Consider the following 24,217-nt stretch of genomic DNA (forward strand, 5'->3'; position numbering starts at 1 on the left):
AGGTCCTTTGTCCGGCAGTCCTCGCACGGCGGTGCGAGGTGCCCGCTCATTCGTCCAGCGTCAGGCCCTTGCGGAGCTTGGCCAGGGTGCGGGAGAGCAGCCGTGACACGTGCATCTGGGAGATGCCGAGCTCCTCGCCGATCTCCGCCTGCGTCAGGTTGGCGACGAACCGGAGCGAGAGGATGTGCCGGTCGCGGCCCGGCAGCGAGGCGATGAGCGGCTTCAGGGACTCGACGTACTCGATGCCTTCGAGACCGTGGTCCTCGTAGCCGATCCGGTCGGTCAGCGCGCCTTCGTTCTCGTCCTCCTCGGGCTTGGCGTCCAGCGAGCTCGCGGTGTACGCGTTGCTCGCGGCCATGCCCTCGACGACCTCGTCCTTGGTGATGCCCAGGCGGTCGGCGAGCTCGCCCACGGTGGGCGCTCGGTCCAGCTTCTGGGCGAGCTCGTCGCCCGCCTTGGCCAGGTCGAGCCGCAGCTCCTGCAGGCGGCGCGGCACGCGCACGGACCAGCTGGTGTCACGGAAGAACCGCTTGATCTCGCCGACGATGGTCGGCATCGCGAAGGTCGGGAACTCGACTCCCCGGCTGAGCTCGAAGCGGTCGATCGCCTTGATCAGGCCGATGGTGCCGACCTGGATGATGTCCTCCATCGGTTCGCTGCGGGAGCGGAACCGGGAGGCGGCGAACTTGACCAGGGCCAGGTTCAGCTCGACGAGCGTGTTGCGTACGTAGGAGTACTCGCGGGTGCCCTCTTCGAGGGACTCGAGCCGGGCGAAGAGCGTCTTCGAGAGCGCCCTGGCGTCGAGCGCCCCCACTTCGGCGTAGGGCGGGATCTCGGGGAGCCCCGCGAGGCCGTCGGTGAGGTCTTCGGTGTCGCTGTTGTCACTGCTTGTGGTGCTGCTGCGCGGACCGTCCAGGACGGTCGCGGCAAGGGAGTCTGATTCGGTCAGTCCCTGAGGACATGCTGACGTCGCGTGGTGGGTACGCGATTCGTCGAGCCGGGGTGACATGGTCTCCTCCATCGTTCTCGGCATATGGCTGCCGATGCCGATACGTGTCTCCTGCGGTGAAGCGGCGCCTCCAAAGCCGGCCGTGTTTTGGGTGTCCCCCTACCCTTACCCGGTCTTTGCGGGTCGTTACAAGCTCCAATTGACGCTATATGTCCGGTTTGTTGAGGTCTTCGGCTACCGCGTGGCGCACGGAACGCGTACTGTTTTAGGAACATCAGCGACAGCTGCAACGCAACTGCATGCACGGTGATGCAGACAGTGACGATCAGTGAAGAGGGACGGGCATGGGCCGCGGGACGGTCGGCAGCGCGAACCGGGGGCGGCTTCAGGTCGAGGCCCGGACCGATGGCCGCAGCGAGATTGTGACGCCAGTGGGTGAGCTCGATCACCACACGGCCGATCTGCTGCGCGAGCCCTTGGAGCACGCGGTCGAGCAGGGGCGTGCGCGCCTGGTGGTCGACTGCTCGAAACTCGAATTCTGTGATTCCACCGGACTGAACGTCCTGCTCGGTGCCCGCCTCAAGGCGGAGGCGGCCGGGGGAGGGGTCCATCTGGCCGGAATGCTGCCGGTGGTGGCGCGGGTCTTCGAGATCACCGGGGCCGAGGCGGTTTTCACCGTCCATGGCTCCCTCGAAGAGGCCCTGGAGAGCTGATCGGGACGTGCTCTTTCGTCCCGGATGTCTCATCTGTTGCCCGCGTCACGCGATTCGCGTAGGCGAAGTGGGTGTTGTCACCAATCGGCCGGGCAGGAGACCCCCCGTCAGGCCCTCGGTGAGCTGCACGCTCGGTATCTGTGCGGTAGCTGTATGAGTGTCGGTAGCGGTATCCGTTTTTTGTATCTGTTCGATGGCGACATGGTGAATCGGTGAGGTGAAGCGCTGATGAGCACCACCCGGCAGCATCCGCCGGGCGACCTCGGCCGCGAGCCGGAGGGCGCAGGCGTGGGTGCACGCGCCGACGCGGAGACCCGCGCGGAAGCGGGCGCCGGCGTTCCCTCCGGCGGGCCCGTCGAGCGGCAGTGGCGCACGCTGTCGCTCCGGGAGGCCAGCGGCATCGTGCCGACGGCCCGAGATTTCGCCCGTCAGGCCCTCCACGACTGGGGCTGGCTCCCCGCGGCGACCGCCGACCGCCGTGCCGCCGCCGAGGACGTCCTCCTGGTCGTCTCCGAGCTGGTCACCAACGCGTGCCTGCACGCGGACGGCCCCGACGAGCTCCGGATCTCGTGCACGCCGAAGGCGCTGCGCGTCGAGGTCGCCGACGGCAGCGCGGGACAGCCCGCACCGCGTACCCCGCACCGGGCGGGGCGCCCCGGTGGCCACGGCATGTTCATCGTGCAGCGGCTCTGCCTGGACTGGGGAGTCCTGCGGGTGCCGGACGCCCCCGGCAAGACCGTCTGGGCGGAACTGGCCGCCCCGGCGTAGCCGCCCGCGGGTTTCCTGCCCGGACCCGGGGGAGCCCCCTCCCCCGGGAGCCCGTCCCGGAATAACCGAAGAGCCTGAGCACCTTGAGGAGCGCGCCGATCCGGCGCGCTCTTTGTCTTCCCTCCACAAGGCCCCAGGCGTACCTTGAGCGCCCAATCTGATGTGTCGTCAGTTATTGGTGCCGCGCCCGAGCGGCGCACGGCGACTCCCGGCATGAGGGGAACTCGAGGTGTCGTACCAGAAGCGAACAGCTCTCGCGCTGGCGTCCGGGCTGGCGGGGGCGGCGGTGCTGATGGCCGCGCCCGTCGCCCACGCGACGGTCGTGGACGTCAACTACAAGTGCAAGACCCCGATCGGGGACAAGGCCGCCGTGTCGCCCATCGACATCAAGAGCGTCAGGAGCGGCAGTGGCTACAAGCTCACGATGTCCTTCCAGAAGGGCGTCTCGTCCAGCCCGGTCGAACTGGGCAAGGGGGCGATGAACCCCAGCGCGGTGATCAAGGTGGGCGGCGCGGACCCGGGCCAGGTCGCGGTCTCCGGACCGGCCAACCCCGCGGCGATTCCCGCCAACAGCCCCATCAAGATCAGTGACCTGTCGGGGACGTACACCCCGAAGAAGAGCGGCAAGGTCGACTTCACCGCCGGGGTGCTCACCATCAAGGCGCTCGGTACGACGACGACCTGCACCCCGTCCAACAACCCGGGCCCCTCGCTCACCCTCGACGTCAAGGCCGGCGGCGGCGGTGCGCAGAGCGCACCGGACACCGGCGGTTCGCTGCCGAAGACCGGTCCGCTCGACTCCGCGGTGGCGCTCGGCACGCTGGGCGGCACGGTCCTGCTGGCCGGCGCGGCCGGGGTCCTGTGGCTGACCAGGCGCGGGCAGCGGGCCGCGGGCTGACAACCCCGCGCACCGCAGCCGCCGTCACGCACCAGGGAGCCGCCCATGTCGCCGATGACCGGTCACGCCGCCCGATTCGCCCTCGCCCTGCCGCTGCTCGCCGCCCTGTGGGCCACCCTCACCCCGGCCCCGGTGGCCGGCGCCGCCGAGCACCCGGCTGCCCCGGCCTGGACGGCGCAGCCCGCGGCGAACGGCGACGGCCGGGGCGGCGGCAGACCGTACCTCTACCTGGAGGGCCTGCCCGGCAGCGTCCTCCAGGACCGGCTCTCGGTCACCAACCCGGGCCCGGAGCCGGTCACCGTACGGCTGCGCGGCGCGGACGCGTACAACACCGGCAGCGGCGGCTTCGCGGTGCGGGGCGCGCACGGCTCCACCGGGACGGGGGCCTGGCTGCGCACCGCCGCCACGAAGGTGACCGTCCCCGCCCGCACCCGCGCGGAGGTGCCCGTCTCCGTCACCGTGCCGCCGGACGCGCTGCCCGGCGACCACCCTGGTGCGATCGTCGCCGAGAGCGGTGGCCGCTCGGTGGGCGTCCGGGTCCAGCTGCGTGTCGGCGGGCCGACGCTGGCCGCGCTCACGGTCGAGGACGTCACGGTGTCCGGGCGGACCATCCACTACACGCTGGTCAACCGGGGCAACGCGGTCCTCGTGCCACGTCTGGCGGTCAGCGCCGACGGGTTGTTCGGGGCCCTGCTGCGGCGCGACGCCCGCACCCTGCCCGTGGAGCTGCTGCCCGGACAGCGGGTGCGGTTCACCGAACCGTGGCGGGACACCCCCGCCCTGGACTCCGCCACCGTCCGGCTGCGCGTCACGGCGGCGGGCGGCGCGCACGGCGAGGCGACGGCCGCCGCGCGCTTCGTCCCCTGGACACCGGTGGCCGGCGGCGCGCTCCTCCTGCTGGGCGCCGTCGCCGCGGGTGCGTACGGCATGCGGCGACGGCGAAGAGCGCGGCAGGGCGGGCGCGACGACGGGCCCGCCCCGTCCCCTGACCCACAACAGCGACCCGATGAGAGGCACTTGGTGAAGGCGGGAGCGGAATCGTGACTGGAAGGACCGGACCGGTGGGACCCCGCAGCGACGGCCGCGGGCGGGCGGGCGTGCTGCTCGCCGTACTGCTCGCCACGCTGCTGCCCGCCCTGCTGCTGACCGCGACCGCCGCCCACGCCGCAGGCCGGAGCGCGGCGGACCCGAAGCCGGCGGTGACGCTCTCCAAGAAGCAGGCGGGCAAGGGCGGCGAGGTCACCGTCAAAGGCAGCGGCTGGCCGGCCGGCACCCTGCTGATGATGCTGATCTGCGGTCGGTCCACCCCCGCACGCGGCGTGATCGGCGGCACCAACTCCTGCGCCAACGCGGACGGCCGGGCCGTCACCACCGACTCCAAGGGCGCGTTCACCAAGAAGCTGCCGGTCGCGGAGCCGCCCGAACCGTGCCCCTGCGTGGTGCACGTCGCCACGGTCACCGGCGAACAGGCCCTGGCCGACGCCGTGTTCGTCGTCGCCGGACACCCCGTCGCCGCACTGCCCGAGCGGAGCGGTGACGGGAAGCTCGCCGTACTCGCCAGCACCCGGCTGGAGGGCGACAGCGGAATCCTCACCTGGTTCGGCGCCCCGGCGTCGCGCCGTCTCGTCCTCACCGTCGGCAACCTGGGCTCCGCCGCGGTCAAGAACCCGGTCTTCGAGGTCGGCACCGCACACGGCGTCTACGCCCCGCAGTGGGAGGAGCGGCAGTGGCGAGGGACCATCGAGCCCGGCCGCAAGGCGCGCGTCGAACTCCCGGTCGAGCTGTCGCCTGGCGCCCACGGCGACTACCAGATCTCGCTGAAGTACGGCTCGAAGGTGCTGGCCGAGCAGCCGTGGGGGGTCGGCCGCCCGTGGGGCGTGACGCTCTTCTGGATCCTGCTCTGCCTCGTCGTGCCCGCCGCCGTGTTCCGGATCGGCATGGCGATCGTCGACAAGGTACGGCCGCGCCCCGCGCATGCGTCGCGCCGGCGCCCCGGCCGGCTCGCCGAGGTGACCGCCCGGCTGCCGAGGCTGCGGCGGGCACCGGAGCCACCCGTGAGCCCCGCGCCCGCGACGGGCGCGAGCACCCCGGCGGCCGCGCTGCCGTGGTTCACCCCTGATTCCGCACCGTCAGAGCACAGACCGACGACGAAGGGACATTCGTGAGTACGCAACGCAGGACGGTCGCGGCGGGAGTCGCGATGATGATCGGCGGGGCGGGCATGCTGCTGGCCGCGAGCCCGGCCCAGGCCGCCGACGTCTCGTACAAGACGGAGTGCATACCGCCACCCATCTCCGGCCTGCCGGCCGTGCAGGGCACCACGAAGGTGCAGCTGACGGCGCCCGCGGCCGCCAAGGTCGGGGACACCGTCGAGGTGGTGTGGAAGACGGTCGAGGCCGCCTCCAGGAACCCCGACGTCCTGGACCTGGACAAGGACACCGTCAAGCCGACCGGCACGGTCAAGCTGGGCGGTGCCGCCACCGGCGACCTGAAGATGGAGGGGCCGCGGCAGAACCCGGCGATCCCCAAGAACAGCCCGATGATCCTGCCGGACATGAAGGGCTCGCTGAAGCTGGAGAAGGCGGGTGACCTCACGCTGACGCCCGACGGGTACAACATCAACGTCTCCAAGCCGCTCTCCACGGACACCAAGTGCTCCCCGAAGGAGACGGTCCAGCCGGGCGCGACGATCAAGGTCACGGACGGCGGGGGCGCGACCACCGGCGGTGCCGACACCGGTGGCGCGGATGCCGGCGGTGCGGACGCGGGTGGTGCGGACGCGGGCGGTGCGGATGCCGGCGGTGCCGACACCGGCGGCGCGGATGCTGGAGGTGCGGACGCGGGCGGTGCCGACACCGGTGGTACGGACGCCGGAGGCGCCACCGCGGGCTCCGGCGGCAGCGGCGGTGCCACCGACTTCCCGGGCAAGGAGGTCGCCGTCGACTTCGCCTGCAAGTCACCGGGCCCGGCCGCCATCGCCGGCAAGGTGACGATCAACGCCAAGAAGGACGGCGGGAGCTACGGACTCACGGTCAAGACGGCCAAGGGCGTGATGGACAGCCCGGCCGATCTGCCCGCGGGTGCGCTCAAGCCGTCCATGAAGATCGTCATAGGCGGCGCGGACAAGGGCTCGGTGAACGTCACCGGGCCCGGGAACCCCGCGCCCCTGGAGACCGGGAAGCCGGTCGACCTGCCGGACATGACCGGTACGTACAAGCCGGGGGCCTCCGGCAAGTCCACCCTCACCCCCGGCACCCTGACGATCGACGTCACGCTGGGCACATCGAAGATCAACATCCCGTGCACGGTCAAGGGCACGCCGAAGGCGTCGCTCGAACTCGACACCACCGCCCAGCAGGGCGGTGCGTCCGGCGGCGACACCGCGGGCTCCGGCGGAGCGGCGGCGGCGGGCGGCACGGCCTCCGGCGGCGGGCTCGCGGCCACCGGAGCCGAGGACAACGGCGCCCTGCGCGCACTCGGCCTGGTCGCCGGCACGGCGATCCTGCTGGGCGGCGCGGTGTTCACCTTCACCCCGTGGCGCAGGCTGCGGTCCGGCCGGTGAGCTGAGCCCGTGGACGACGGCAGGGGCCGCCGCACCGTTTCGACGGTGCGGCGGCCCCTGCTCGGTGCGTCGTGCGGTCAGCTCACATCGCTCATGTGCTGCGTGACCTTCCGGCGGTACATCCAGATGCCGACACCGGCGATGACCGCGAGGATCGCCTCGAAGGCGACGGCGCCCGAGGTGTTCAGGTCGACGCCGAGCTGCGGGGACGTGAGGAGGCCGGTCACGGAGTCACCGGCGGTGACCGCCAGGAACCAGACACCCATCATCTGGGAGCTGTACTTCGCCGGGGCCATCTTCGTGGTGACCGACAGGCCGACCGGGGAGAGGCAGAGCTCCGCGACGGTCTGGATGAAGTAGATCGCCACCAGCCACATCGGGCTGACCCGGCCGCCGTTGGCGGCGGTGTCGATCAGCGGGATCATGAAGACGACGAAGGAGATGCCGATCAGCGTGAGGCTGGAGGCGAACTTGACGGCGGTGCTCGGCTCCTTGCCGCGCTTGTTCAGCCACAGCCAGCCAGAAGCGACCACGGGTGCTATCGCCATGATGAAGACCGGGTTGAGCGACTGGTACCAGGACGTCGGGAAGTCGAAGCCGAACAGGCTGTTCGTCGTCGAGTTCTCGCCGAAGATCGACAGGGTCGAGCCGTTCTGGTCGTAGATCATCCAGAAGACGGCTGCGACCACGAAGAACCAGATGTAGCCCGACAGCTTGGACTGCTCGGTGTTCGTCAGTTCCTTGTCGCGCTTCATGCGCACCAGGACCGCGACCGGGATGATCAGACCGGCGATGGTGATCGGCAGCAGCGCCCAGTCGGCGAAGTTGCCGGTGACGGCGAGCAGCGTGTAGAAGACGCCGGCGACGATCAGCCAGATGAGGCCCTTGCGCAGGACGGAGCGCTTCTCCTGCTCCGTCGCCGGGGTGGAGACGACGTCGCTCTCCGGGCTCAGGTGGCGGGTGCCGAGCATGAACTGGGCGAGACCCAGGGCCATGCCGATCGCGGCCAGCGCGAAACCGAAGTGCCAGTTGACGTTCTCGCCGACGGTGCCGATGGACAGCGGGGCGAGGAAGGCACCGAGGTTGATGCCGATGTAGAAGAGCGTGAACCCACCGTCGCGGCGCGGATCCTCCGGCCCCTTGTAGAGGTGGCCGACCATCGTGGAGATGTTCGCCTTCAGCAGGCCGGAGCCGAGCGCGACGAGCACGAGGCCGGCGAAGAAGGTCGCCGAGTTGGGCACGGCCAGCGTGATGTGGCCGAGGATGACGACGGCGCCACCGATGGCGACCGTCTTGCGCGGCCCCCAGAAGCGGTCGGCCATCCAGCCGCCGGGCATGGCGAGCAGGTAGACCATCGCCATGTACACGGAGTAGATCGCCGTCGCCGTGGTGGCACTCATGTGCATGCCGCCGGGCGCGATCAGGTACAGCGGAAGCAGTGCCTTCATGCCGTAGAAGCTGTATCGCTCCCACATCTCGGTCATGAAGAGAGTGGCCAGGCCGCGGGGGTGGCCGAAGAAGGTCTTCTCCGCGCCGACGGGGCGGGCGGGGTCCTTCGTCAGGCTGGACGCCATGGTCGATCCTTGCTTGCTCGGGACGCGCGTCGCCTCGTGAGCGGTGCGCGCCCGGTGGGGGAGGCCGGCACCGACGCGGGTACGCCCACCGCGTCGGGATCCACGCCCGGTGCCTTCTTCGGCGCTCCGGGCCCGGCCCACAGGTCTCTCACTGAAAACTTCCGGACTGGCGGGTACCAGCCCCGCACACAAAAGAGACCCTGGGCGCTAATAGCTGCCCAAAGGTCCTTGAGTGGTGCAACAGGCGTTGAGACACAATACGACACGACACGGGGCGATATGGAAGGACTTGAGACATGGATCACAGGTCCAGGTGCAACCACAGTCCCACATTCGAAGGTCCGGACCTGAACCGGGCACAGACCCGCAGGGCTTTTGGATCACCTCACTGCTTGTGCGCTGCGCGGACTACCATCACTCCATGACCCGTGTACTGCTCGCCGAGGACGACGCATCCATCTCGGAGCCGCTGGCCCGCGCCCTGCGTCGGGAGGGTTACGAGGTCGAGGTCCGCGAGGACGGTCCGACCGCTCTCGACGCCGGCCTCCAGGGCGGCATCGACCTGGTCGTGCTCGACCTGGGGCTGCCCGGCATGGACGGCCTCGAAGTCGCCCGAAGGCTCCGCGCCGAGGGGCACACCGTGCCGGTCCTGGTGCTGACCGCCCGCGCCGACGAGGTGGACACGGTCGTCGGCCTCGACGCGGGCGCCGACGACTACGTCACCAAGCCCTTCCGGCTGGCCGAACTCCTGGCCCGGGTGCGGGCACTGCTGCGCCGCGGGGCCACCGAGCCCGCCCCGCAGCCCGCCACCCACGGCGTCCGGATCGACGTCGAGTCGCACCGGGCCTGGATGGGCGACGAGGAACTCCAGCTCACCGCCAAGGAATTCGACCTGCTGCGGGTCCTGGTCCGCGACGCGGGACGGGTCGTCACCCGCGACCAGCTGATGCGCGAGGTCTGGGACACCACCTGGTGGTCGTCCACGAAGACCCTCGACATGCACATCTCCTGGCTCCGCAAGAAGCTCGGCGACGACGCGGCCAATCCCCGCTACATCGCCACCGTCCGGGGCGTCGGCTTCCGCTTCGAGAAGAGCTGACGTACAGAAACACTCATGCGCCGACGACTGATCAACTCCACCCTCGCCGTGGTGCTCGTGGTGATCGCCGTCTTCGGCGTCTCCCTCGTCATCGTGGAGACCCGCACCATCAGCAGCAGCGCCCAGGAGAGCGTCGACTCCGAGGCGCTGCGGCTGATCAACGTGATCGAGAGCCGGCTGCTCGGCTCCGAGCGGATCAACCCCGGGGTGCTCGCCGAACAGGTCGACAACAAGCGCTACGCCCGCGTGGAGATGCCCGGCCGCGCCCCGATCGAGGTGGGCGAGCGCCCCAGCGGCAGGGTGATCAGCGCCTCGGAGAAGGGCGAGCACGGCGAGAAGGTCACCGTCGAGGAGTCCGGCTCCGCCGTCACCCGCGAGGTCGGCCGCACCCTGATGATCATCGGCGCGGTGGCGCTGCTGGCCATCGTCTCCGCCGTACTGCTGGCCGTACGCCAGGCCAACAAGCTGACCTCGCCGCTCACCGACCTCGCCGAGACCGCGGAACGCCTGGGCTCCGGCGACCCGCGCCCGCGCCACAAGCGCTACGGGGTGCCGGAGCTGGACCGGGTCGCCGACGTGCTCGACGCCTCCGCCGAACGGATCGCCCGGATGCTGACCGCGGAGCGCCGGCTCGCCGCCGACGCCTCCCACCAGCTCCGTACGCCGCTGACCGCGCTCTCCATGCGGATCGAGGAGATCTCCGTCACCGACGACCCGGACACGGTGAAGGAGGAGGCGAACATCGCCCTCACCCAGGTCGAGCGGCTCACGGACGTGGTGCAGCGGCTGCTGACCAACGCCCGCGACCCGCGGACCGGCTCGGCCGTCGTCTTCGACCTCGACGAGGTCGTCAAGCAGCAGATCGAGGAGTGGCGCCCCGCCTACCGGGGCGAGGGCCGCGCCATCGTCTGCTCCGGCAAGCACGGGCTGCGGGCGGTCGGCACCCCCGGGGCGGTCGCGCAGGTGCTGGCCGCGCTGATCGAGAACTCACTGATGCACGGCGGCGGCACGGTCGCCCTGCGCACCCGCGTCACCGGGAACCAGGCGGTCATCGAGGTCACGGACGAGGGCCCCGGGGTCCCCGCCGACCTGGGCGCGCGGATCTTCGAGCGGACCATCAGCGGCCGCAACTCCACGGGCATCGGCCTCGCGGTCGCCCGCGACCTCGCGGAGGCGGACGGCGGCCGCCTGGAACTGCTCCAGCAGCAGCCCCCGGTCTTCGCCCTGTTCCTCAGCCGAGTGGCCCTGAACAGAAAAGAACCGGAACGCCCGGTGAGGTAGCCCCAGCCATCTGAAGCAGATCAAGCCCGTCCGGCGATGGAGGACAAGTCGTCCGCCCGGACGCCCCGTGCCTGCCGACGAACCCGCTACCGCCGCACCACATCGACCCGCGCAGCAGGCGCAGCCACAGGCACGGCCGCCGGCTCGGGCATGGGCGCCGGCACAGCCACCGCACCCGGCCCGGTCTCACTCAGCGCCGGCTCTTTGTCAGGCAGCGCCTTGAAGACCCAGGTCCGATAGGACCAGAAGCGGAACAGCGTCGCGACACCGATCCCGACGATCTTGAAGACGTTGCTCTGGACCGGGCTGTTCCAGCCGAACCCGTACGTCGCCGCGTACAGCACACCGGTCTCGATGACCGCCCCCACCGCACTGAACAGCAGGAACAGCGTCAGCTCCCGGGTGCGCCCGCTCTTGTCGCGGTCCCGGTAGGTCCAGTAGCGGAAGCCGATGTAGTTGCAGAGGATGGCGACGAGCGTCGCCAGCAGGCCCGCCCGCACCGTCGGGATGTCCGTGTAGCGCCACAGCAGGTTGGATACCGCGATATTGACGACCAGGCCGACCGCGCCGACCACGCCGAACTTGGCGACCTCCCGGGCCAGCAGATCCAGCCGGTCCCGCAGTGCGCCCCGTTCACTCATGGTGATTGCTCAGCCCGTCTGTCGGTTCGGCTTCAGGTTCCGTCAACCCAGCCATGCTAACCAGCCCGTCCGCCGGCTGCCCGTGAGTACCGGCACAGGTGTGGCGAGGCTGTGACACCCGCCACCCGTCCCGGTGCCCGCAGCCCCGGGCGCGGGGCATCGTCGGGCGGCCCCGGAGCGTGCGGATACCCTGGAGGAGTGACGTTCCCGGTAGTCGGCATGGTCGGTGGCGGTCAGCTCGCCCGTATGACCCACGAGGCGGGCATCCCCCTCGGCATCAAGTTCAAGCTCCTCAGTGACACCGCTCAGGATTCGGCGGCCCAGGTGGTGAGCGAAGTCGTCGTGGGCGACTATCGCGACCTGGACACGCTGCGTGCCTTCGCGCGCGGCTGTGACGTGATCACCTTCGATCACGAGCAAGTGCCGACCGAGCACCTGCGGGCCCTGGAGGCGGACGGCATCCCCGTGCGCCCCGGCCCCGACGCTCTGGTGCACGCCCAGGACAAGGGGGTGATGCGCGCGAAGCTCACCGAGATCGGCGCGCCCTGCCCCCGCCATCGCATCGTGAAGGACCCGGCCGACGCCGGGGCCTTCGCCCAGGAGGCCGGCGGCTTCCCCGTCATCCTCAAGACCGTGCGCGGCGGCTACGACGGCAAGGGCGTCTGGGTGGTCCGCTCCGAGGCGGACGCGGCCGACCCCTTCCGGGCCGGCGTCCCGGTCCTCGCCGAGGAGAAGGTCGACTTCGCACGCGAGCTGGCGGCCAACATCGTCCGCTCGCCGCACGGCCAGGCCGTGGCCTACCCGGTCGTCGAGTCCATCCAGGTGGACGGCGTCTGCGACACGGTCATCGCGCCGGCCCCCGAGCTGGACGAGCGGATCGCCGGCGAGGCCCAGCAGCTCGCCCTGCGCATCGCCTCCGAACTCGGTGTCGTCGGCCATCTCGCCGTCGAGCTCTTCGAGACCGCCGACGGCCGCATCCTGGTCAACGAGCTGGCCATGCGCCCGCACAACTCCGGGCACTGGACCCAGGACGGTGCGATCACCTCGCAGTTCGCCAACCACGTCCGGGCCGTCCTCGACCTCCCGCTCGGCGACCCGCGCCCGCGCGCCACCTGGACGGTCATGAGCAACGTCCTCGGCGGCGACTACCCGGACATGTACCAGGCGTACCTGCACTGCATGGCCCGCGACCCGCAGCTCAAGATCCACATGTACGGCAAGGACGTGAAGCCCGGACGCAAGGTCGGCCACGTCAACACCTACGGCGACGACCTGGCGGATGTGCGCGAGCGCGCCCGGCACGCGGCCGACTACCTGCGAGGAACGATCACCGAATGACTTCCCCCGCCTCCACCGCGCCGGTCGTCGGCATCGTCATGGGCTCCGACTCCGACTGGCCCGTCATGGAAGCAGCGGCCAAGGCGCTCGACGAGTTCGAGATCCCCTACGAGGTCGACGTCGTCTCCGCCCACCGCATGCCGCGCGAAATGATCGCGTACGGGGAGGACGCCGCGGGCCGCGGCCTCAAGGTGATCATCGCGGGCGCGGGCGGCGCCGCCCACCTGCCCGGCATGCTCGCCTCGGTCACCCCGCTGCCGGTCATCGGCGTGCCGGTCCCGCTGAAGTACCTGGACGGCATGGACAGCCTGCTGTCCATCGTGCAGATGCCCGCAGGGGTCCCCGTGGCCACCGTCTCGGTCGCCGGCGCACGCAACGCGGGCCTGCTCGCGGCGCGTGTCCTCGCCTCCCACGACAGTGAGCTGCAGGCCCGCATGGTCGAGTTCCAGAAGGAGCTGAACGACCAGGCGGCGGAGAAGGGCAAGCGCCTTCGCAGCAAGGTCGAGGGCGCGGACTCCTTCGGCTTCGGAAAGTAGGACAGCGATGGACCAGCTGGAGCGGGCCCGGGAACTCCTCGCGGAGCACCCGGTCGTCGACGGCCACAACGACCTGCCGTGGGCGCTGCGCGAACAGGTCAACTACGACCTGGACGCGCGCGACATCGCCACCGACCAGTCGGCCCATCTGCACACCGACATCCCCCGGCTGCGCGCGGGCGGCGTCGGCGCCCAGTTCTGGTCCGTCTACGTACGGTCCGACATGGCGGGCGAGGACGCCGTCAGCGCCACCCTGGAACAGATCGACGCGGTCGCCGAACTGCTGGAGCGCCACCCCGCCGACCTGCGCCGCGCGCTGACGGCCGACGACATGGAGACGGCCCGCGCCGAGGGCCGCATCGCCTCCCTGATGGGGGCCGAGGGCGGCCACTCCATCAACAACTCACTGGGCACCCTGCGCGGCCTGCACGCCCTCGGCGTCCGCTACATGACGCTCACCCACAACGACAACATCGCCTGGGCCGACTCGGCGACCGACGACCCGGGAGTCGGCGGACTCTCGCCGTTCGGCCACGAGGTCGTACGGGAGATGAACCGCACCGGCATGCTGGTGGACCTCTCGCACGTCGCGGCGACGACGATGCGCGACGCGCTCGCCACCTCCACCGCCCCGGTGATGTTCTCGCACTCCTCGGCGCGGGCGATCTGCGACCACCCGCGCAACATCCCCGACGACGTCCTCGCACAGCTCCCGGCCAACGGCGGCATCGCCATGGCGACCTTCGTGCCGAAGTTCGTCCTGCCGGAGGCGGTCGCCTGGACACAGGCCGCGGACGAGAACATGCGCGCCCAGGGCCTGCACCACCTGGACACCACCGAGCGGGGGATGAAGATCCACGCCGCGTTCGAGGCGGCGAACCCCCGCCCGATGGCCACCGTGGCCACGATCGCCGACCACCTCGACCACATGCGCGAGGTCGCCGGGGTCGACCACATCGGCATCGGCGGCGACTACGACGGCACGGCATTCCTCCCGGAGGGCCTGGAGGACGTCTCGGGCTACCCGAACCTCGTCGCGGAGCTGCTCGGCCGTGGCTGGTCCGCCGCCGACCTGGCCAAGCTCACCTGGCAGAACGCGGTACGGGTGCTGCGCGCCGCCGAGGACGTCGCCCGGGACCTGCAGACCCGCCGCGGCCCGTCCCACGCCACGATCGAGCAGCTGGACGCCCCGAAGGCCTGAGCCGGGGGCGGGTGAACCGGGACAGCCCTTAGCAGGCGCAGAGACAGAACGGGTGCCCCGCCGGATCGGCGTACACCCGGAACGTCCGCTCCCGGTCCGCCGCGTCGAGCACCGTCGCACCCAGGGCCAGCACCTCCCGCTCCGCCGCGTCCAGGTCGCTCACGGTCAGGTCCAGGTGGAACTGCTGCGAGCCCTCCGGGCTCGGCCACCGCGGTGGTACGAAGTCGGGTGCGGCCTGGAAGGCGAGCGGCGTGCCGAAGCCGCCGGTGAGATCGACCCAGCTGTCGCCGTTCTCCTCCACCACGGTGACGTTTCCGCCGAGCACCTCGGCGTAGAAGCCTGCGAGGGCTACGGGGTCCGGGCAGTCCAGAACGACGACACCCAGCGTGGCGACGGCCATGACGTTTCCTCCTGGGACAGATGCGGTCATGCGGTTACCGGTATAGGGCTCCAACAAGTAACCGTTACTGCATGCTCCCCCAACGGGGGTAACGTCGCAACCATGAATGAGAGGGAATCCGCGCCCGGCGGACTCGCGCTGATCGAGGTCCTGGTCAACACCCTGGACGTCGAGACGGGTGCGGACACCCTCACCACGGTGGAAGGGCGTGCCGAACTCGGGATCACCGAGCCGGACGTCCCGGCGGCCCGCGACCTGCGCGAGGCCCTGCGCACCGTCTGCCTCGCCCATGCAGGCCACTGCCCGCCCGACGACGGCTCGGTCTCCCTGCTGGACCGCCTGCTCGCGGACGCGCCCCTGCGCGTCGCCGTGGACGCGGCGGGCTCCGCGGTGCTGCGCCCCGCCGGGGACCCCGCGGGACTGACCGCCAGGGTCGCGCTGGCCATCGCCACCGCGTCTGCCGACGGGACCTGGGCCCGGCTCAAGGCGTGCGAGGCGGCGGACTGCCAGGAGGCGTACTACGACCGCAGCCCGGCGGGGCGCCGCCGCTGGTGCTCGATGTCGGTGTGCGGGGCCCGCGCGAAGATGCGCGCGTACCGCGCCAGGCGCGGCTGACACGCGTCGGCTCAGGCCTCGGCCGGCCCGCGACCCGACACGTCCACGCGTCGGCTCAGGCCTTCGGCCGGCCCATCGCGCGGTACGTCCACCCGGCCTCGCGCCACACCACCGGGTCCAGGGCGTTGCGCCCGTCCAGGATGATGCGGCGGTCCACGGCCTCGCCCAGCACCGCCGGGTCCAGCTCGCGGAACTCGCTCCACTCCGTCAGGTGCAGCACCACATCCGCGCCGCGCACCGCCTCCAGCGCCGTGTCCGCGTAGCCGAGCGTGGGGAAGAGCCGGCGGGCGTTGTCCATGCCCTTCGGGTCGAAGACGGTGACCTGGCCGCCCTGGAGGTGGATCTGCCCGGCGACGTTCAGGGCGGGCGAGTCGCGTACGTCGTCCGAGTCCGGCTTGAAGGTGGCGCCCAGGACGGCCACCCGCTTGCCGAGGAACGAGCCGCCGCCCACGGCTTCCCGGGCGAGCTCGACCATGTGGCCCCGGCGCCGCATGTTGATGGAGTCGACCTCGCGCAGGAAGGTCAGCGCCTGGTCGGCGCCCAGCTCACCGGCGCGCGCCATGAACGCCCGGATGTCCTTGGGCAGACACCCGCCGCCGAACCCGATCCCCGCGCGCAGGAACTTCTTGCCGATCCGCTCGTCGTGGCCGATCGCCTCGGCCAGCTTCACCACGTCGCCGTCGGCGGCCTCGCAGACCTCCGCCATGGCGTTGATGAACGAGATCTTGGTGGCGAGGAAGGAGTTGGCCGAGGTCTTCACCAGTTCGGCCGTCGGGAAGTCGGTCACCACGAAGGGGGACCCCTCGGCGACCGGTACGGCGTACACCTCGCGCAGCAGCTTCTCGGCCCGCTCGCTCTCCACGCCGACGACGATCCGGTCCGGGTGCAACGTGTCCTTGACCGCGAAGCCCTCGCGCAGGAACTCCGGGTTCCACGCGAGCTCCGCATCCGCGCCGACGGGCGCGAGCTCGGCCAGCCGGGCCGCCAGCCGCGCCGCCGAGCCGACCGGCACGGTGGACTTGCCGACGACGAGTGCGGGCCTGGTCAGATGTGGTGCGAGCGATTCGAAGGCGCTGTCCACATAGCTCATGTCGCAGGCGTACTCGCCGTGCTTCTGCGGGGTGTTCACGCAGACGAAGTGCACATCACCGAACTCCGCCACCTCTTCCCATGAGGTGGTGAACCGCAGCCGCCCGCTGGCGCCCGCGATGCCGGCGACGTGCTTCTTGAGGATCTCTTCCAGCCCCGGCTCGTACATCGGGACCTTGCCGGCCGACAGCATCTCGATCTTCTCGGGCACGACATCGAGCCCGAGGACTTCGAAGCCCAGCTCCGCCATGGCCGCGGCGTGGGTGGCGCCGAGATAGCCGGTGCCGATCACAGTGATCCTGAGGGCCATGTAGTGCTCCTGGGAGATGCGGACAGACGTGCGGTGAACGAGCATAGTCGTGCCCCCGAATCGCCTCATTCGGGCTGTCGCGAAGCTCACGGCCCCAGCTCATATGCCTTTACCGGGGCGGGAGCCTAAAATTGGGTTACTTAACGGTAGTTAGCATCTTGGGGAGTGAGCGTCTTGGCGGGTTCGACCGATTTCGACCTGTACCGTCCGGCCGAGGAGCACGACATGCTCCGTGAGTCGGTGCGTGCGCTCGCCGAGGCGAAGATCGCCCCCTTCGCGGCCGCGGTCGACGAGGAGGCCCGCTTCCCGCAGGAGGCGCTGGACGCCCTGACCGCCGCGGACCTGCACGCCGTGCACGTCCCGGAGGAGTACGGCGGCGCCGGTGCCGACGCGCTCGCCACGGTCATCGTGATCGAGGAGGTTGCCCGCGCCTGCGTATCCTCCTCCCTCATCCCGGCCGTGAACAAGCTCGGCTCGCTCCCCGTGATCCTTTCCGGCTCCGAGGACCTGAAGAAGAAGTACCTGGGCCCGCTCGCCAAGGGCGACGCGATGTTCTCGTACGCCCTCTCCGAGCCGGACGCGGGTTCCGACGCCGCCGGCATGAAGACCAAGGCCGTGCGCGACGGCGACTTCTGGGTCCTCAACGGCGTGAAGCGGTGGATCACCAACGCGGGCGTCTCCGAGTACTACACCGTCATGGCGGTCACCGACCCGACCAAGCGCTCCAAGGGCATCTCGGCCTTCGTCGTCGAGAAGTCGGACGAGGGTGTCTCCTTCGGCGCCCCGGAGAAGAAGCTCGGCATCAAGGGCTCCCCGACCCGCGAGGTCTACTTCGACAACGTCCGCATCCCCGCCGACCGCATGATCGGCGAGGAGGGCACCGGTTTCGCCACCGCGATGAAGACCCTCGACCACACCCGCATCACGATCGCCGCCCAGGCACTCGGCGTCGCCCAGGGCGCGCTGGACTACGCCAAGGGCTACGTCCAGGAGCGCAAGCAGTTCGGCAAGCCGATCGCCGACTTCCAGGGCATCCAGTTCATGCTCGCCGACATGGCCATGAAGCTGGAGGCGGCCCGCCAGCTCACCTACTCGGCCGCCGCCAAGTCCGAGCGCCTCGACAGCGACCTCACCTTCTTCGGCGCCGCGGCCAAGTGCTTCGCCTCCGATGTCGCGATGGAGGTCACCACCGACGCGGTCCAGCTGCTCGGCGGCTACGGCTACACCCGGGACTACCCGGTGGAGCGGATGATGCGCGACGCCAAGATCACCCAGATCTACGAGGGCACCAACCAGGTCCAGCGGATCGTCATGGCCCGCAACCTGCCGTAACGGCGTCACGTACCTCGCAGCACAGCGCACAGCCTCTCCACCCGCAGCAGAGCCTGCACCCGCAGCACCCGCAGTGTCAGCGCCCCGCTTCCGGCCCGTTCCGGTCGCGGGGCGCAGTGCTGTCGCCGCGCCGCGGGTCCACCGGCCGGCGCGGTGGCTTCTCCGTCGGGGTCCACTCGACTCCGAAGCCGTACGCCCGGTCGATCTGTTCGTGGCTGGACAGGACGGGATGGCCGGGGAACCAGCGGACCTCGCGTCGGACGGTGAGCCCCGCGCCGTCCGGAGTGACGAGGGCGACGGCGCAGGCGATCGAACCGGCGGGGGACTCGTCGAGCAGGATCCGGCACCCCGGGTCGCCCGGCGCGGTGACCGAGACGGCCGCGCCCAGCCGGCGGAAGTCCACCGCGCCCTCGTAGATGTAGACGAAGAAGAGCAGCCGGTCGAAGAGTGCCCGGTGCTCCGGATTCACCCGGAGCGTCTCGCCGTCGGACGACTCCCCGGTCCGGTCGTCGTGGTCGAGCGCGACGTACGGCCACGAGGTGAGCGAGCCGTAGTCGTCGGCCAGGGCCTGCACCACCTTCACCGTCCCGTCCTTGAACGAGATGAGGCAGCACAGGTTCAGATCCGCCCCGGAGCCCGGCAGCCAGTTGAGATTGGCCTGAAGTGCACCCCTGCCGCCGAACCGGGTGTGCGGCGCGGCCCGGGTCAGCTCGGGCGGACGCGTACGCGCGCGCGGTGGTGAGCTGGTGGTGGGCCCGGCCACGGGCTCCGTCCGGGGCGGGCCGCTCGGGCCGCCCAGCCTGATCACGCCACGCGGTCTGTCATCGGTACTCATGAGGCCCCCCGGCCAGGTGTTCCGTCGGGAACGCGGGTCTGGATTGTATGCCTGAGCTGACGAGCCGTGAGGTACGCTCTGCGCCCACGGCGATACTCCATGTGTGCACCGCCGTGCGGGGGCGCGGGCGCTAGGTGATCGCTGGGGAGCGAGAGGCGCGAAGTGGGGAGTCCCCTGAGGTTCTCTCCTAGGGATGGGCATGCCCGTAAGTGCATTGATGGATCGTCAGGACGTCGCCCGGCTGGTCAGGAAGCTCGCCGCCGAGCCGCGGCTCGCCACCCGGGAAGCCGAACTCAGCGCGCTGGCAGCGGCGTTCGCGTCGAAGGACACCGCGCTGCTCGATCCGTGGACGGAGCTCGACCTGCTCCACGCGTACGCCCGGCCGGAGAGCATCGGCCTCACCGACGGCGGCGCCGAGGAGCACCGGGCGTGGTCCTGGCTCGAGGCGCTGCTCGGCGCACTGGTCTTCGTGCCGCTGATGATGACGTGGTACGGCCTGACGCAGGCGTCCAGTGCCTACCAGGCGCTGACCGGAGCCGACCCCAAGGCGGCGTCCAGGCCCTTCCTGCAGTTGTGGCAGTCCGGCTTCGACGGGCATCTGACCGGTGCGTTCACCTTCGGGCACGTCGCGATGGGCGCGACCTCCGCGATCGCGCTGCTCTTCGCGCTCGTACTGGTGCACGGACTGCGCAAGTCCTCCGTCACCCGCCGCGAGGAGAGTGCGCAGCGCGAGGCGGAGAGGCTGGTCAGGAGCCTGGTGCCGGTGCTGACCCGGGCCCAACTCGTGCTGAACACCCACCGCTTGTCGTCACCGCAGCGCTTCACCGCCGAGCTCACCGAGGCGGCCGCCACGCTCACCCGCCTCGGCAACAAGGCGGTCAAGGTGCAGAAGGACCTCTCGGCCGCGGCCGAGGTCGTGGGCGGCGCGGTGGAGAAGGCCGAGCGGCGCCTCGCCGGGATCGACAGCTCGGTACGTCCGCTGGAGGATGCGGCGGGCCGGATCGAGGAGGCCGTGCGTGACGGCGGCAAACAGGTCGAGTCGGCGGTGAGCGGCAACGGCGTCCTGGTGAGCAAGGCGCTGGAGGACGTCCGCGAGGTCAACAGCTCGGTGCGCGACGTGATCGACTCGGCCGGGGACCGGGTCGAGGATTCGCTCAGCACCCTTGCCGCGTCGCAGCGTTCGTTCACCACCGGCATCGAGGTGGCCTCCGACGTCTCCGCGCAGGTACTGAGCCGGCTCAGCGACGTCGCCGAGGAATCGGCCCGCGGTGTCGAGGCGTCGCGCGACGTCGTACGACGGCTGGCCGACCAGACGGGGGCGCTCCAGGAGGTGGCGGAGCGGTTCGGCGGACTGGTGGACGCGCTGCGGACCGTGCCACCGCCCGCTGACCGGCGGGCCCGGCCCCCGGTCGAACTGGAGAAGGTGCCCCAGGACGCCGTCCCGCCGCGGGGCGGCACCCGATGAGGGCGCCCCGCTTCAACCCGCTGCACCTGGCGGGCTGGCTCTTCGCCGACATGCTCCTGGTGCTGGCCCTGGTGGCGATGGGGGACCGCGGCGATCCGCTGGCGGCCGAGGCGGTGGCCAAGCCGGGGAGCTCCGCGTCGGCGAAGCCGAAGCCGTCGAAGGCACCGAAGCCCAAGGGCCCGCGTTCCGTGGTGAACAAGCCCGTGAAGGTGTCCATCGACGCCGCGCCGGGGGACAAGAGCCACATCAAGCAGCGGCTGCGGGCGGTGACCGCCCCGTACCGGGGGCGTCAGGCCGCGTTCGTCCTCACCTTCGGCCGGCACGCGGACCCGGGCGCGGGCGGCGCGTACGCCCACGAGGTCAACACCCTGCTGGGCAAGGCCCGTCCGGACATGTTCAAGGGGGCCACGACCCGCGACTTCTGGAAGGGCGGGTCCTCCTCGGGCCACGCCGACATCGAAATCTACTTCTACACCTACTGACCGGCACAACCGGAGGTACGAGACCGTGCAGATCCTTCCGTTCTACCTGCTCTGTGACGAGTCGGGCTCGATGTCCGGCGGCCCGATCGACGCCATCAACAACGCCCTCCCCGAGCTGCACCACGAGATCAGCACCAACCCGACGGTCGCCGACAAGACCAGGTTCTGCCTGATCGGATTCTCCGACGACGCGAGCGTGCTGCAGCCGCTCGTCGACCTGAGCGACATCGACCAGGTCCCGGCCCTGGCGGCCGGCGGGCTGACGTCGTACGGCGACGCCTTCCGCACGCTGCTGCGGTGCATCGAGGCAGACGTGGCCGCGCTCAAGGCGGAGGGGCACGAGGTCTACCGCCCGGTGGCCTTCTTCCTCTCCGACGGAATCCCCACGGACCACGGCTGGGAGCAGGCGCACAAGGAGCTGGAGCAGTCCCGGTTCTGCCCGAAGATCATCGCGTTCGGCATCGGTGACGCGGAGGAGGTCACGATCGGACAGGTGGCCAACTTCCGGGCGTTCATGCAGAAGGACGCCACGGTGTCCCCCGCCCAGGCCCTGCGGGAGTTCGCCTCCAGCCTGACCCGTTCCATCGTGCGGTCCGCGAGCAGCATCGCCGCCGACGGCGGGTCCGGGTTCACGCTGGCAGTGGACGAGACCGTGCCCGGGTTCTCGACCGTTTCCCTCGACAAGCTCTGAGGACGTGATGATGGAGCAGGAGGGACCGGGCGGGTCCGGTGGGGATGCCGGGCACGACGACCCGTTGCAGGCGGTCTGGCAATCGGTCGAGTCGATCGTTGCGCCCGGTCGCTCGCAGCCGCCGCAGCAGCAGCCGTCGCAGCAACTGTCGCAGCCATCCCAGCAGTTGCCCGGCCGGCTGCCACCGCATCAGCCGGCCGGCGTTCCGGAGGCCCAGCAGCCGCCCGGTGTCGCGGAATCCCAGGGGGCGCCCGGCGCGCGGGAAGCCCAGGGGTCGCCCCGGGCCCGGGAATGGCAGTCGGCGCCCGGCGTCCTGGAACGGCAGTCGGCGCCCGAACACCGCCCCGTACGTCAGGAGCCCGCCCCGGCACGGGAGTGGGCCCCCGCGCCCGAGCCCGCCCCGGCACCGGAGATCGCCCCCGCACCGGAGCGTCGAACGGCCGGAGCGGAACCGGCGCCGCCGCTCGGCGGACCCCTTGGCGAATCGGTCGGCGAATCAATCGGCGAACCCGTCGGCGAACTCCTCGGCGAGGCTGTCGGTGCACTCGGGGAGCCCCGGCACAGCGGCAAGCGGCCGCCCTCCTACGCACCCGTCCCACAGGGCCTGCCGAGCGCGGGCGAGGACCCGGCGGCGGCCGTTCTGCCCGACATCGTCGTGGACGGTGCGGCATACGGCCCGCTGACAGTCAGGGCCGCCTCCGTGCGCGGGGACTCCCACCGGTACCTGGGTGAGCCGCGCCAGGACGCGTTGTGCGTCACCCGGATCGGCACGCCCGGAACCGGGGAGATGATGCTGCTCGCCGTCGCCGACGGGGTCGGCTCCGCGGCCCGTTCGCACGTCGGGTCCAACCAGGTGTGCCGTCTCGCGGCCGTCTATCTGGACCGGGTGGCGCAGGCCCTGCTCTCGGCACTGCGCGCCGATGACCTGCCCGCCTTCACCGAGCTGGCGGACGAGGCGGTCGGCCGGATCGCCGTGCTGCTCGCCGACCTGGCGATGCACGAGAACCAGAAACCCGAGGCGTACGCGACGACCCTGCGGGTCCTGCTGGTGCCGCTGGACCCGGCCGTCCGCACGCGCGGCTTCCTGGCCGTGGGCGACGGCGGCACGGCCCTGCTGCGGGCCGGTGCCTGGCACCTCGACGTCACGGAGGAGGAGGATCCCGACGGATCGGGGATGATCGACACCCGCACGGCCGCCCTGCCGCTCACCCGTACCGCCGTGGCGAGGCTCCTGGCTCCCGCGATGCCGGGCGACGTACTGGTGCTCTGCACCGACGGCCTCTCCACCCCGCTGGCGGGGGACCAGGAGATGCGCGACTTCCTGCGGGCGGCCTGGGGCAGCGGTGCGGTGCCGGGGCCCGTCGACTTCCTGTGGCAGACGCAGTTCCGGGTGAAGTCGTACGACGACGACCGCAGCGCAGTCGTGCTGTGGGAGGGGCCCGCATGAGCGTGCACGACGGCCTGGACGTCACCTACGACTCCCTGAAGCTGTTCGACAAGGTCGGCGACGGCGGACAGGGGGAGGTGCACGCGATCGGCGGGCCCGGTGCGCTGCTCTACAAGAGCTATCGGGAACCGCACAAGGTCGACGGTGCCGCCCTCGCCGCGCTGGTGTCGCTCCGGCAGGCCCTGGGGCAGGCCGACCGCGACCGGCTGGACCGGGAGGCGGCGTGGCCGTTGTGCCGGGTGGTGGACGGGGACAGGGCCGTCGGCTTCCTCATGCACCGGGCGCCCGATGCCATGACCTGGAAGACGTCGAAGGGGGACAGCAAACTCGTCGAACTGTCCTACTTGCTGCGGCTGCCGAAGGCCGCCTGGCAGTCGGTCAGGCAGCCCTCGCCGGCCGAGCGGTACACGCTGGTCGTGGCGCTGGTGGCGCTCTTCGAGTGGCTGCACTCGGTGGGTCTGGTGGTCGGGGACCTTTCTCAGGCCAACGTGCTGTGGACGGTTCAACCCGCGCCTGCCGTATACCTCCTGGACTGCGACGGTGCCAGACTCTCCGGGCAGCGCCCGGTGCTTGAGCAGGCGGACACCCCGGACTGGCACGACCCTCTCGCCCCGCAGGGAACCGTCTCCGTGGACAGCGACCGCTACAAGGCCGCTCTGATGGTCGGCCGGGTGCTTGCCCAGGACGCCTATGTCTCGCCCGGCAAGCCGCTGGTCCCCGTGCCGGGAGTGCTGGACGAGCGGCGGGAGGCGGCGGTGCGGCGGCTCTGGCAACAGGCGGAGGGCGCCTGCGGCACCCGCCCCGATCTGGGCCAGTGGCGCACCGCGCTGGCGGGCCGCGACGTGATCAAACTGATCGCCGCCCGCCCGGCCCAGCGCCCGTCCGTCGACCGGTCGAAGTTCGACGGCAACCGCCAACGGGGCACGATCAGCTTCCGGGACTGACGGGGGCGGCGGAATCTCGGCACCACTACTGGTGATCAACTCGCGCC

Annotated in this window: 24 protein-coding genes; 18 read left to right on the top strand and 6 right to left on the bottom strand. The window is 71.0% G+C overall.

What is annotated here, in order from left to right; genetic code table 11:
- Positions 1-46: 46 nt before the first annotated feature.
- Positions 47-1,009, bottom strand: coding sequence for an RNA polymerase sigma factor SigF (locus LNW71_RS19455; RefSeq protein WP_250972070.1), 963 nt, complete (start codon positions 1,007-1,009; stop codon positions 47-49).
- Between the two features lie 284 nt (positions 1,010-1,293).
- On the opposite strand from LNW71_RS19455, the gene LNW71_RS19460 reads away from it, so the two are divergent.
- The 6 genes from LNW71_RS19460 (at position 1,294) to LNW71_RS19485 (ending at position 6,890) form a co-directional block, all read left to right on the top strand.
- Positions 1,294-1,662, top strand: coding sequence for an STAS domain-containing protein (locus tag LNW71_RS19460; protein WP_250969398.1), 369 nt, complete (start codon positions 1,294-1,296; stop codon positions 1,660-1,662).
- 228 nt (positions 1,663-1,890) lie between these two features.
- Positions 1,891-2,430 carry an ATP-binding protein gene (locus tag LNW71_RS19465; protein WP_250969399.1) on the top strand — a complete coding sequence of 180 codons (540 nt, stop codon included), beginning with the start codon at positions 1,891-1,893 and terminating at the stop codon, positions 2,428-2,430.
- Positions 2,431-2,659: 229 nt separating this feature from the next.
- Positions 2,660-3,328 carry a peptidase gene (locus tag LNW71_RS19470; protein WP_250969400.1) on the top strand — a complete coding sequence of 223 codons (669 nt, stop codon included), beginning with the start codon at positions 2,660-2,662 and terminating at the stop codon, positions 3,326-3,328.
- A gap of 45 nt (positions 3,329-3,373) precedes the next feature.
- Positions 3,374-4,372 (top strand): hypothetical protein, encoded by a 999-nt coding sequence (locus tag LNW71_RS19475; RefSeq protein ID WP_250969401.1) that lies wholly within the window; start codon positions 3,374-3,376, stop codon positions 4,370-4,372.
- Between the two features lie 17 nt (positions 4,373-4,389).
- On the top strand, positions 4,390-5,493 hold the full coding sequence (locus LNW71_RS19480; protein WP_250969402.1) for a hypothetical protein: 1,104 nt from the start codon (positions 4,390-4,392) through the stop codon (positions 5,491-5,493).
- Between the two features lie 38 nt (positions 5,494-5,531).
- Positions 5,532-6,890: a hypothetical protein gene (locus tag LNW71_RS19485; protein ID WP_250972071.1), complete on the top strand. Its 1,359-nt coding sequence runs from the start codon at positions 5,532-5,534 to the stop codon at positions 6,888-6,890.
- 77 nt (positions 6,891-6,967) lie between these two features.
- On the opposite strand, the gene LNW71_RS19490 is transcribed toward LNW71_RS19485, so the two are convergent.
- Complete coding sequence (locus tag LNW71_RS19490; RefSeq protein WP_250969403.1) at positions 6,968-8,464, bottom strand: oligopeptide:H+ symporter; 1,497 nt, start codon at positions 8,462-8,464, stop codon at positions 6,968-6,970.
- 421 nt (positions 8,465-8,885) lie between these two features.
- On the opposite strand from LNW71_RS19490, the gene LNW71_RS19495 reads away from it, so the two are divergent.
- Both LNW71_RS19495 and LNW71_RS19500 read left to right on the top strand, forming a co-directional pair.
- A complete protein-coding gene (locus LNW71_RS19495) occupies positions 8,886-9,563 on the top strand; it encodes a response regulator transcription factor (RefSeq protein WP_018524728.1) in 678 nt (225 codons plus the stop codon).
- Positions 9,564-9,578: 15 nt separating this feature from the next.
- Positions 9,579-10,844, top strand: coding sequence for an ATP-binding protein (locus LNW71_RS19500; RefSeq protein ID WP_250969404.1), 1,266 nt, complete (start codon positions 9,579-9,581; stop codon positions 10,842-10,844).
- Between the two features lie 86 nt (positions 10,845-10,930).
- Here the strand turns inward: LNW71_RS19500 and LNW71_RS19505 are convergent, their stop codons facing one another.
- Positions 10,931-11,485 (bottom strand): GtrA family protein, encoded by a 555-nt coding sequence (locus LNW71_RS19505; RefSeq protein ID WP_250969405.1) that lies wholly within the window; start codon positions 11,483-11,485, stop codon positions 10,931-10,933.
- A 198-nt stretch (positions 11,486-11,683) separates the two neighbouring features.
- Here LNW71_RS19505 and LNW71_RS19510 point away from each other — a divergent pair, with 198 nt between their 5' ends.
- The 3 genes from LNW71_RS19510 to LNW71_RS19520 are packed head-to-tail and all read left to right on the top strand — an operon-like array spanning position 11,684 to position 14,560.
- Entirely contained in the window at positions 11,684-12,823 is a 1,140-nt protein-coding gene (locus LNW71_RS19510) for a 5-(carboxyamino)imidazole ribonucleotide synthase (protein WP_250969406.1), read from the top strand.
- Positions 12,820-13,359, top strand: coding sequence for a 5-(carboxyamino)imidazole ribonucleotide mutase (gene purE / locus LNW71_RS19515; protein WP_250969407.1), 540 nt, complete (start codon positions 12,820-12,822; stop codon positions 13,357-13,359). Before LNW71_RS19510 ends, purE begins: the two co-directional genes overlap by 4 nt.
- A 7-nt stretch (positions 13,360-13,366) precedes the next feature.
- Positions 13,367-14,560, top strand: coding sequence for a dipeptidase (locus tag LNW71_RS19520; protein WP_250969408.1), 1,194 nt, complete (start codon positions 13,367-13,369; stop codon positions 14,558-14,560).
- Positions 14,561-14,588: 28 nt separating this feature from the next.
- Here the strand turns inward: LNW71_RS19520 and LNW71_RS19525 are convergent, their stop codons facing one another.
- On the bottom strand, positions 14,589-14,960 hold the full coding sequence (locus tag LNW71_RS19525) for a VOC family protein (protein WP_250969409.1): 372 nt from the start codon (positions 14,958-14,960) through the stop codon (positions 14,589-14,591).
- A gap of 102 nt (positions 14,961-15,062) precedes the next feature.
- Between LNW71_RS19525 and LNW71_RS19530 the strand changes: the two genes are divergently transcribed.
- Positions 15,063-15,575, top strand: coding sequence for a CGNR zinc finger domain-containing protein (locus LNW71_RS19530; RefSeq protein ID WP_250969410.1), 513 nt, complete (start codon positions 15,063-15,065; stop codon positions 15,573-15,575).
- A 55-nt stretch (positions 15,576-15,630) separates the two neighbouring features.
- Here the strand turns inward: LNW71_RS19530 and LNW71_RS19535 are convergent, their stop codons facing one another.
- The gene (locus tag LNW71_RS19535; RefSeq protein WP_250969411.1) at positions 15,631-16,974 is read right to left on the bottom strand and encodes a UDP-glucose/GDP-mannose dehydrogenase family protein; all 1,344 of its coding nucleotides are present in this window, start codon (positions 16,972-16,974) and stop codon (positions 15,631-15,633) included.
- A 174-nt stretch (positions 16,975-17,148) separates the two neighbouring features.
- Between LNW71_RS19535 and LNW71_RS19540 the strand changes: the two genes are divergently transcribed.
- The gene (locus LNW71_RS19540) at positions 17,149-18,306 is read left to right on the top strand and encodes an acyl-CoA dehydrogenase family protein (protein WP_250972072.1); all 1,158 of its coding nucleotides are present in this window, start codon (positions 17,149-17,151) and stop codon (positions 18,304-18,306) included.
- A gap of 76 nt (positions 18,307-18,382) precedes the next feature.
- On the opposite strand, the gene LNW71_RS19545 is transcribed toward LNW71_RS19540, so the two are convergent.
- Positions 18,383-19,141, bottom strand: coding sequence for a tellurium resistance protein TerA (locus tag LNW71_RS19545; protein ID WP_250969412.1), 759 nt, complete (start codon positions 19,139-19,141; stop codon positions 18,383-18,385).
- Positions 19,142-19,358: 217 nt separating this feature from the next.
- On the opposite strand from LNW71_RS19545, the gene LNW71_RS19550 reads away from it, so the two are divergent.
- Genes LNW71_RS19550 through LNW71_RS19570 form a run of 5 tightly spaced genes read left to right on the top strand, consistent with a single transcriptional unit; the run spans position 19,359 to position 24,170 of the window.
- Positions 19,359-20,606: a hypothetical protein gene (locus LNW71_RS19550; RefSeq protein ID WP_250969413.1), complete on the top strand. Its 1,248-nt coding sequence runs from the start codon at positions 19,359-19,361 to the stop codon at positions 20,604-20,606.
- Positions 20,603-21,088: a hypothetical protein gene (locus tag LNW71_RS19555; RefSeq protein ID WP_250969414.1), complete on the top strand. Its 486-nt coding sequence runs from the start codon at positions 20,603-20,605 to the stop codon at positions 21,086-21,088. The genes LNW71_RS19550 and LNW71_RS19555 overlap by 4 nt, the downstream gene beginning before the upstream one ends.
- 25 nt (positions 21,089-21,113) lie before the next feature.
- Entirely contained in the window at positions 21,114-21,779 is a 666-nt protein-coding gene (locus LNW71_RS19560; protein WP_250969415.1) for a VWA domain-containing protein, read from the top strand.
- A gap of 7 nt (positions 21,780-21,786) precedes the next feature.
- Positions 21,787-23,226 (top strand): protein phosphatase 2C domain-containing protein, encoded by a 1,440-nt coding sequence (locus tag LNW71_RS19565; RefSeq protein ID WP_250969416.1) that lies wholly within the window; start codon positions 21,787-21,789, stop codon positions 23,224-23,226.
- Positions 23,223-24,170, top strand: coding sequence for a hypothetical protein (locus LNW71_RS19570; RefSeq protein ID WP_250969417.1), 948 nt, complete (start codon positions 23,223-23,225; stop codon positions 24,168-24,170). Before LNW71_RS19565 ends, LNW71_RS19570 begins: the two co-directional genes overlap by 4 nt.
- Positions 24,171-24,217: the final 47 nt, after the last annotated feature.

The sequence above is a fragment of the Streptomyces sp. RKAG290 genome, assembly GCF_023701695.1.
Taxonomy (GTDB): Bacteria; Actinomycetota; Actinomycetes; order Streptomycetales; family Streptomycetaceae; genus Streptomyces.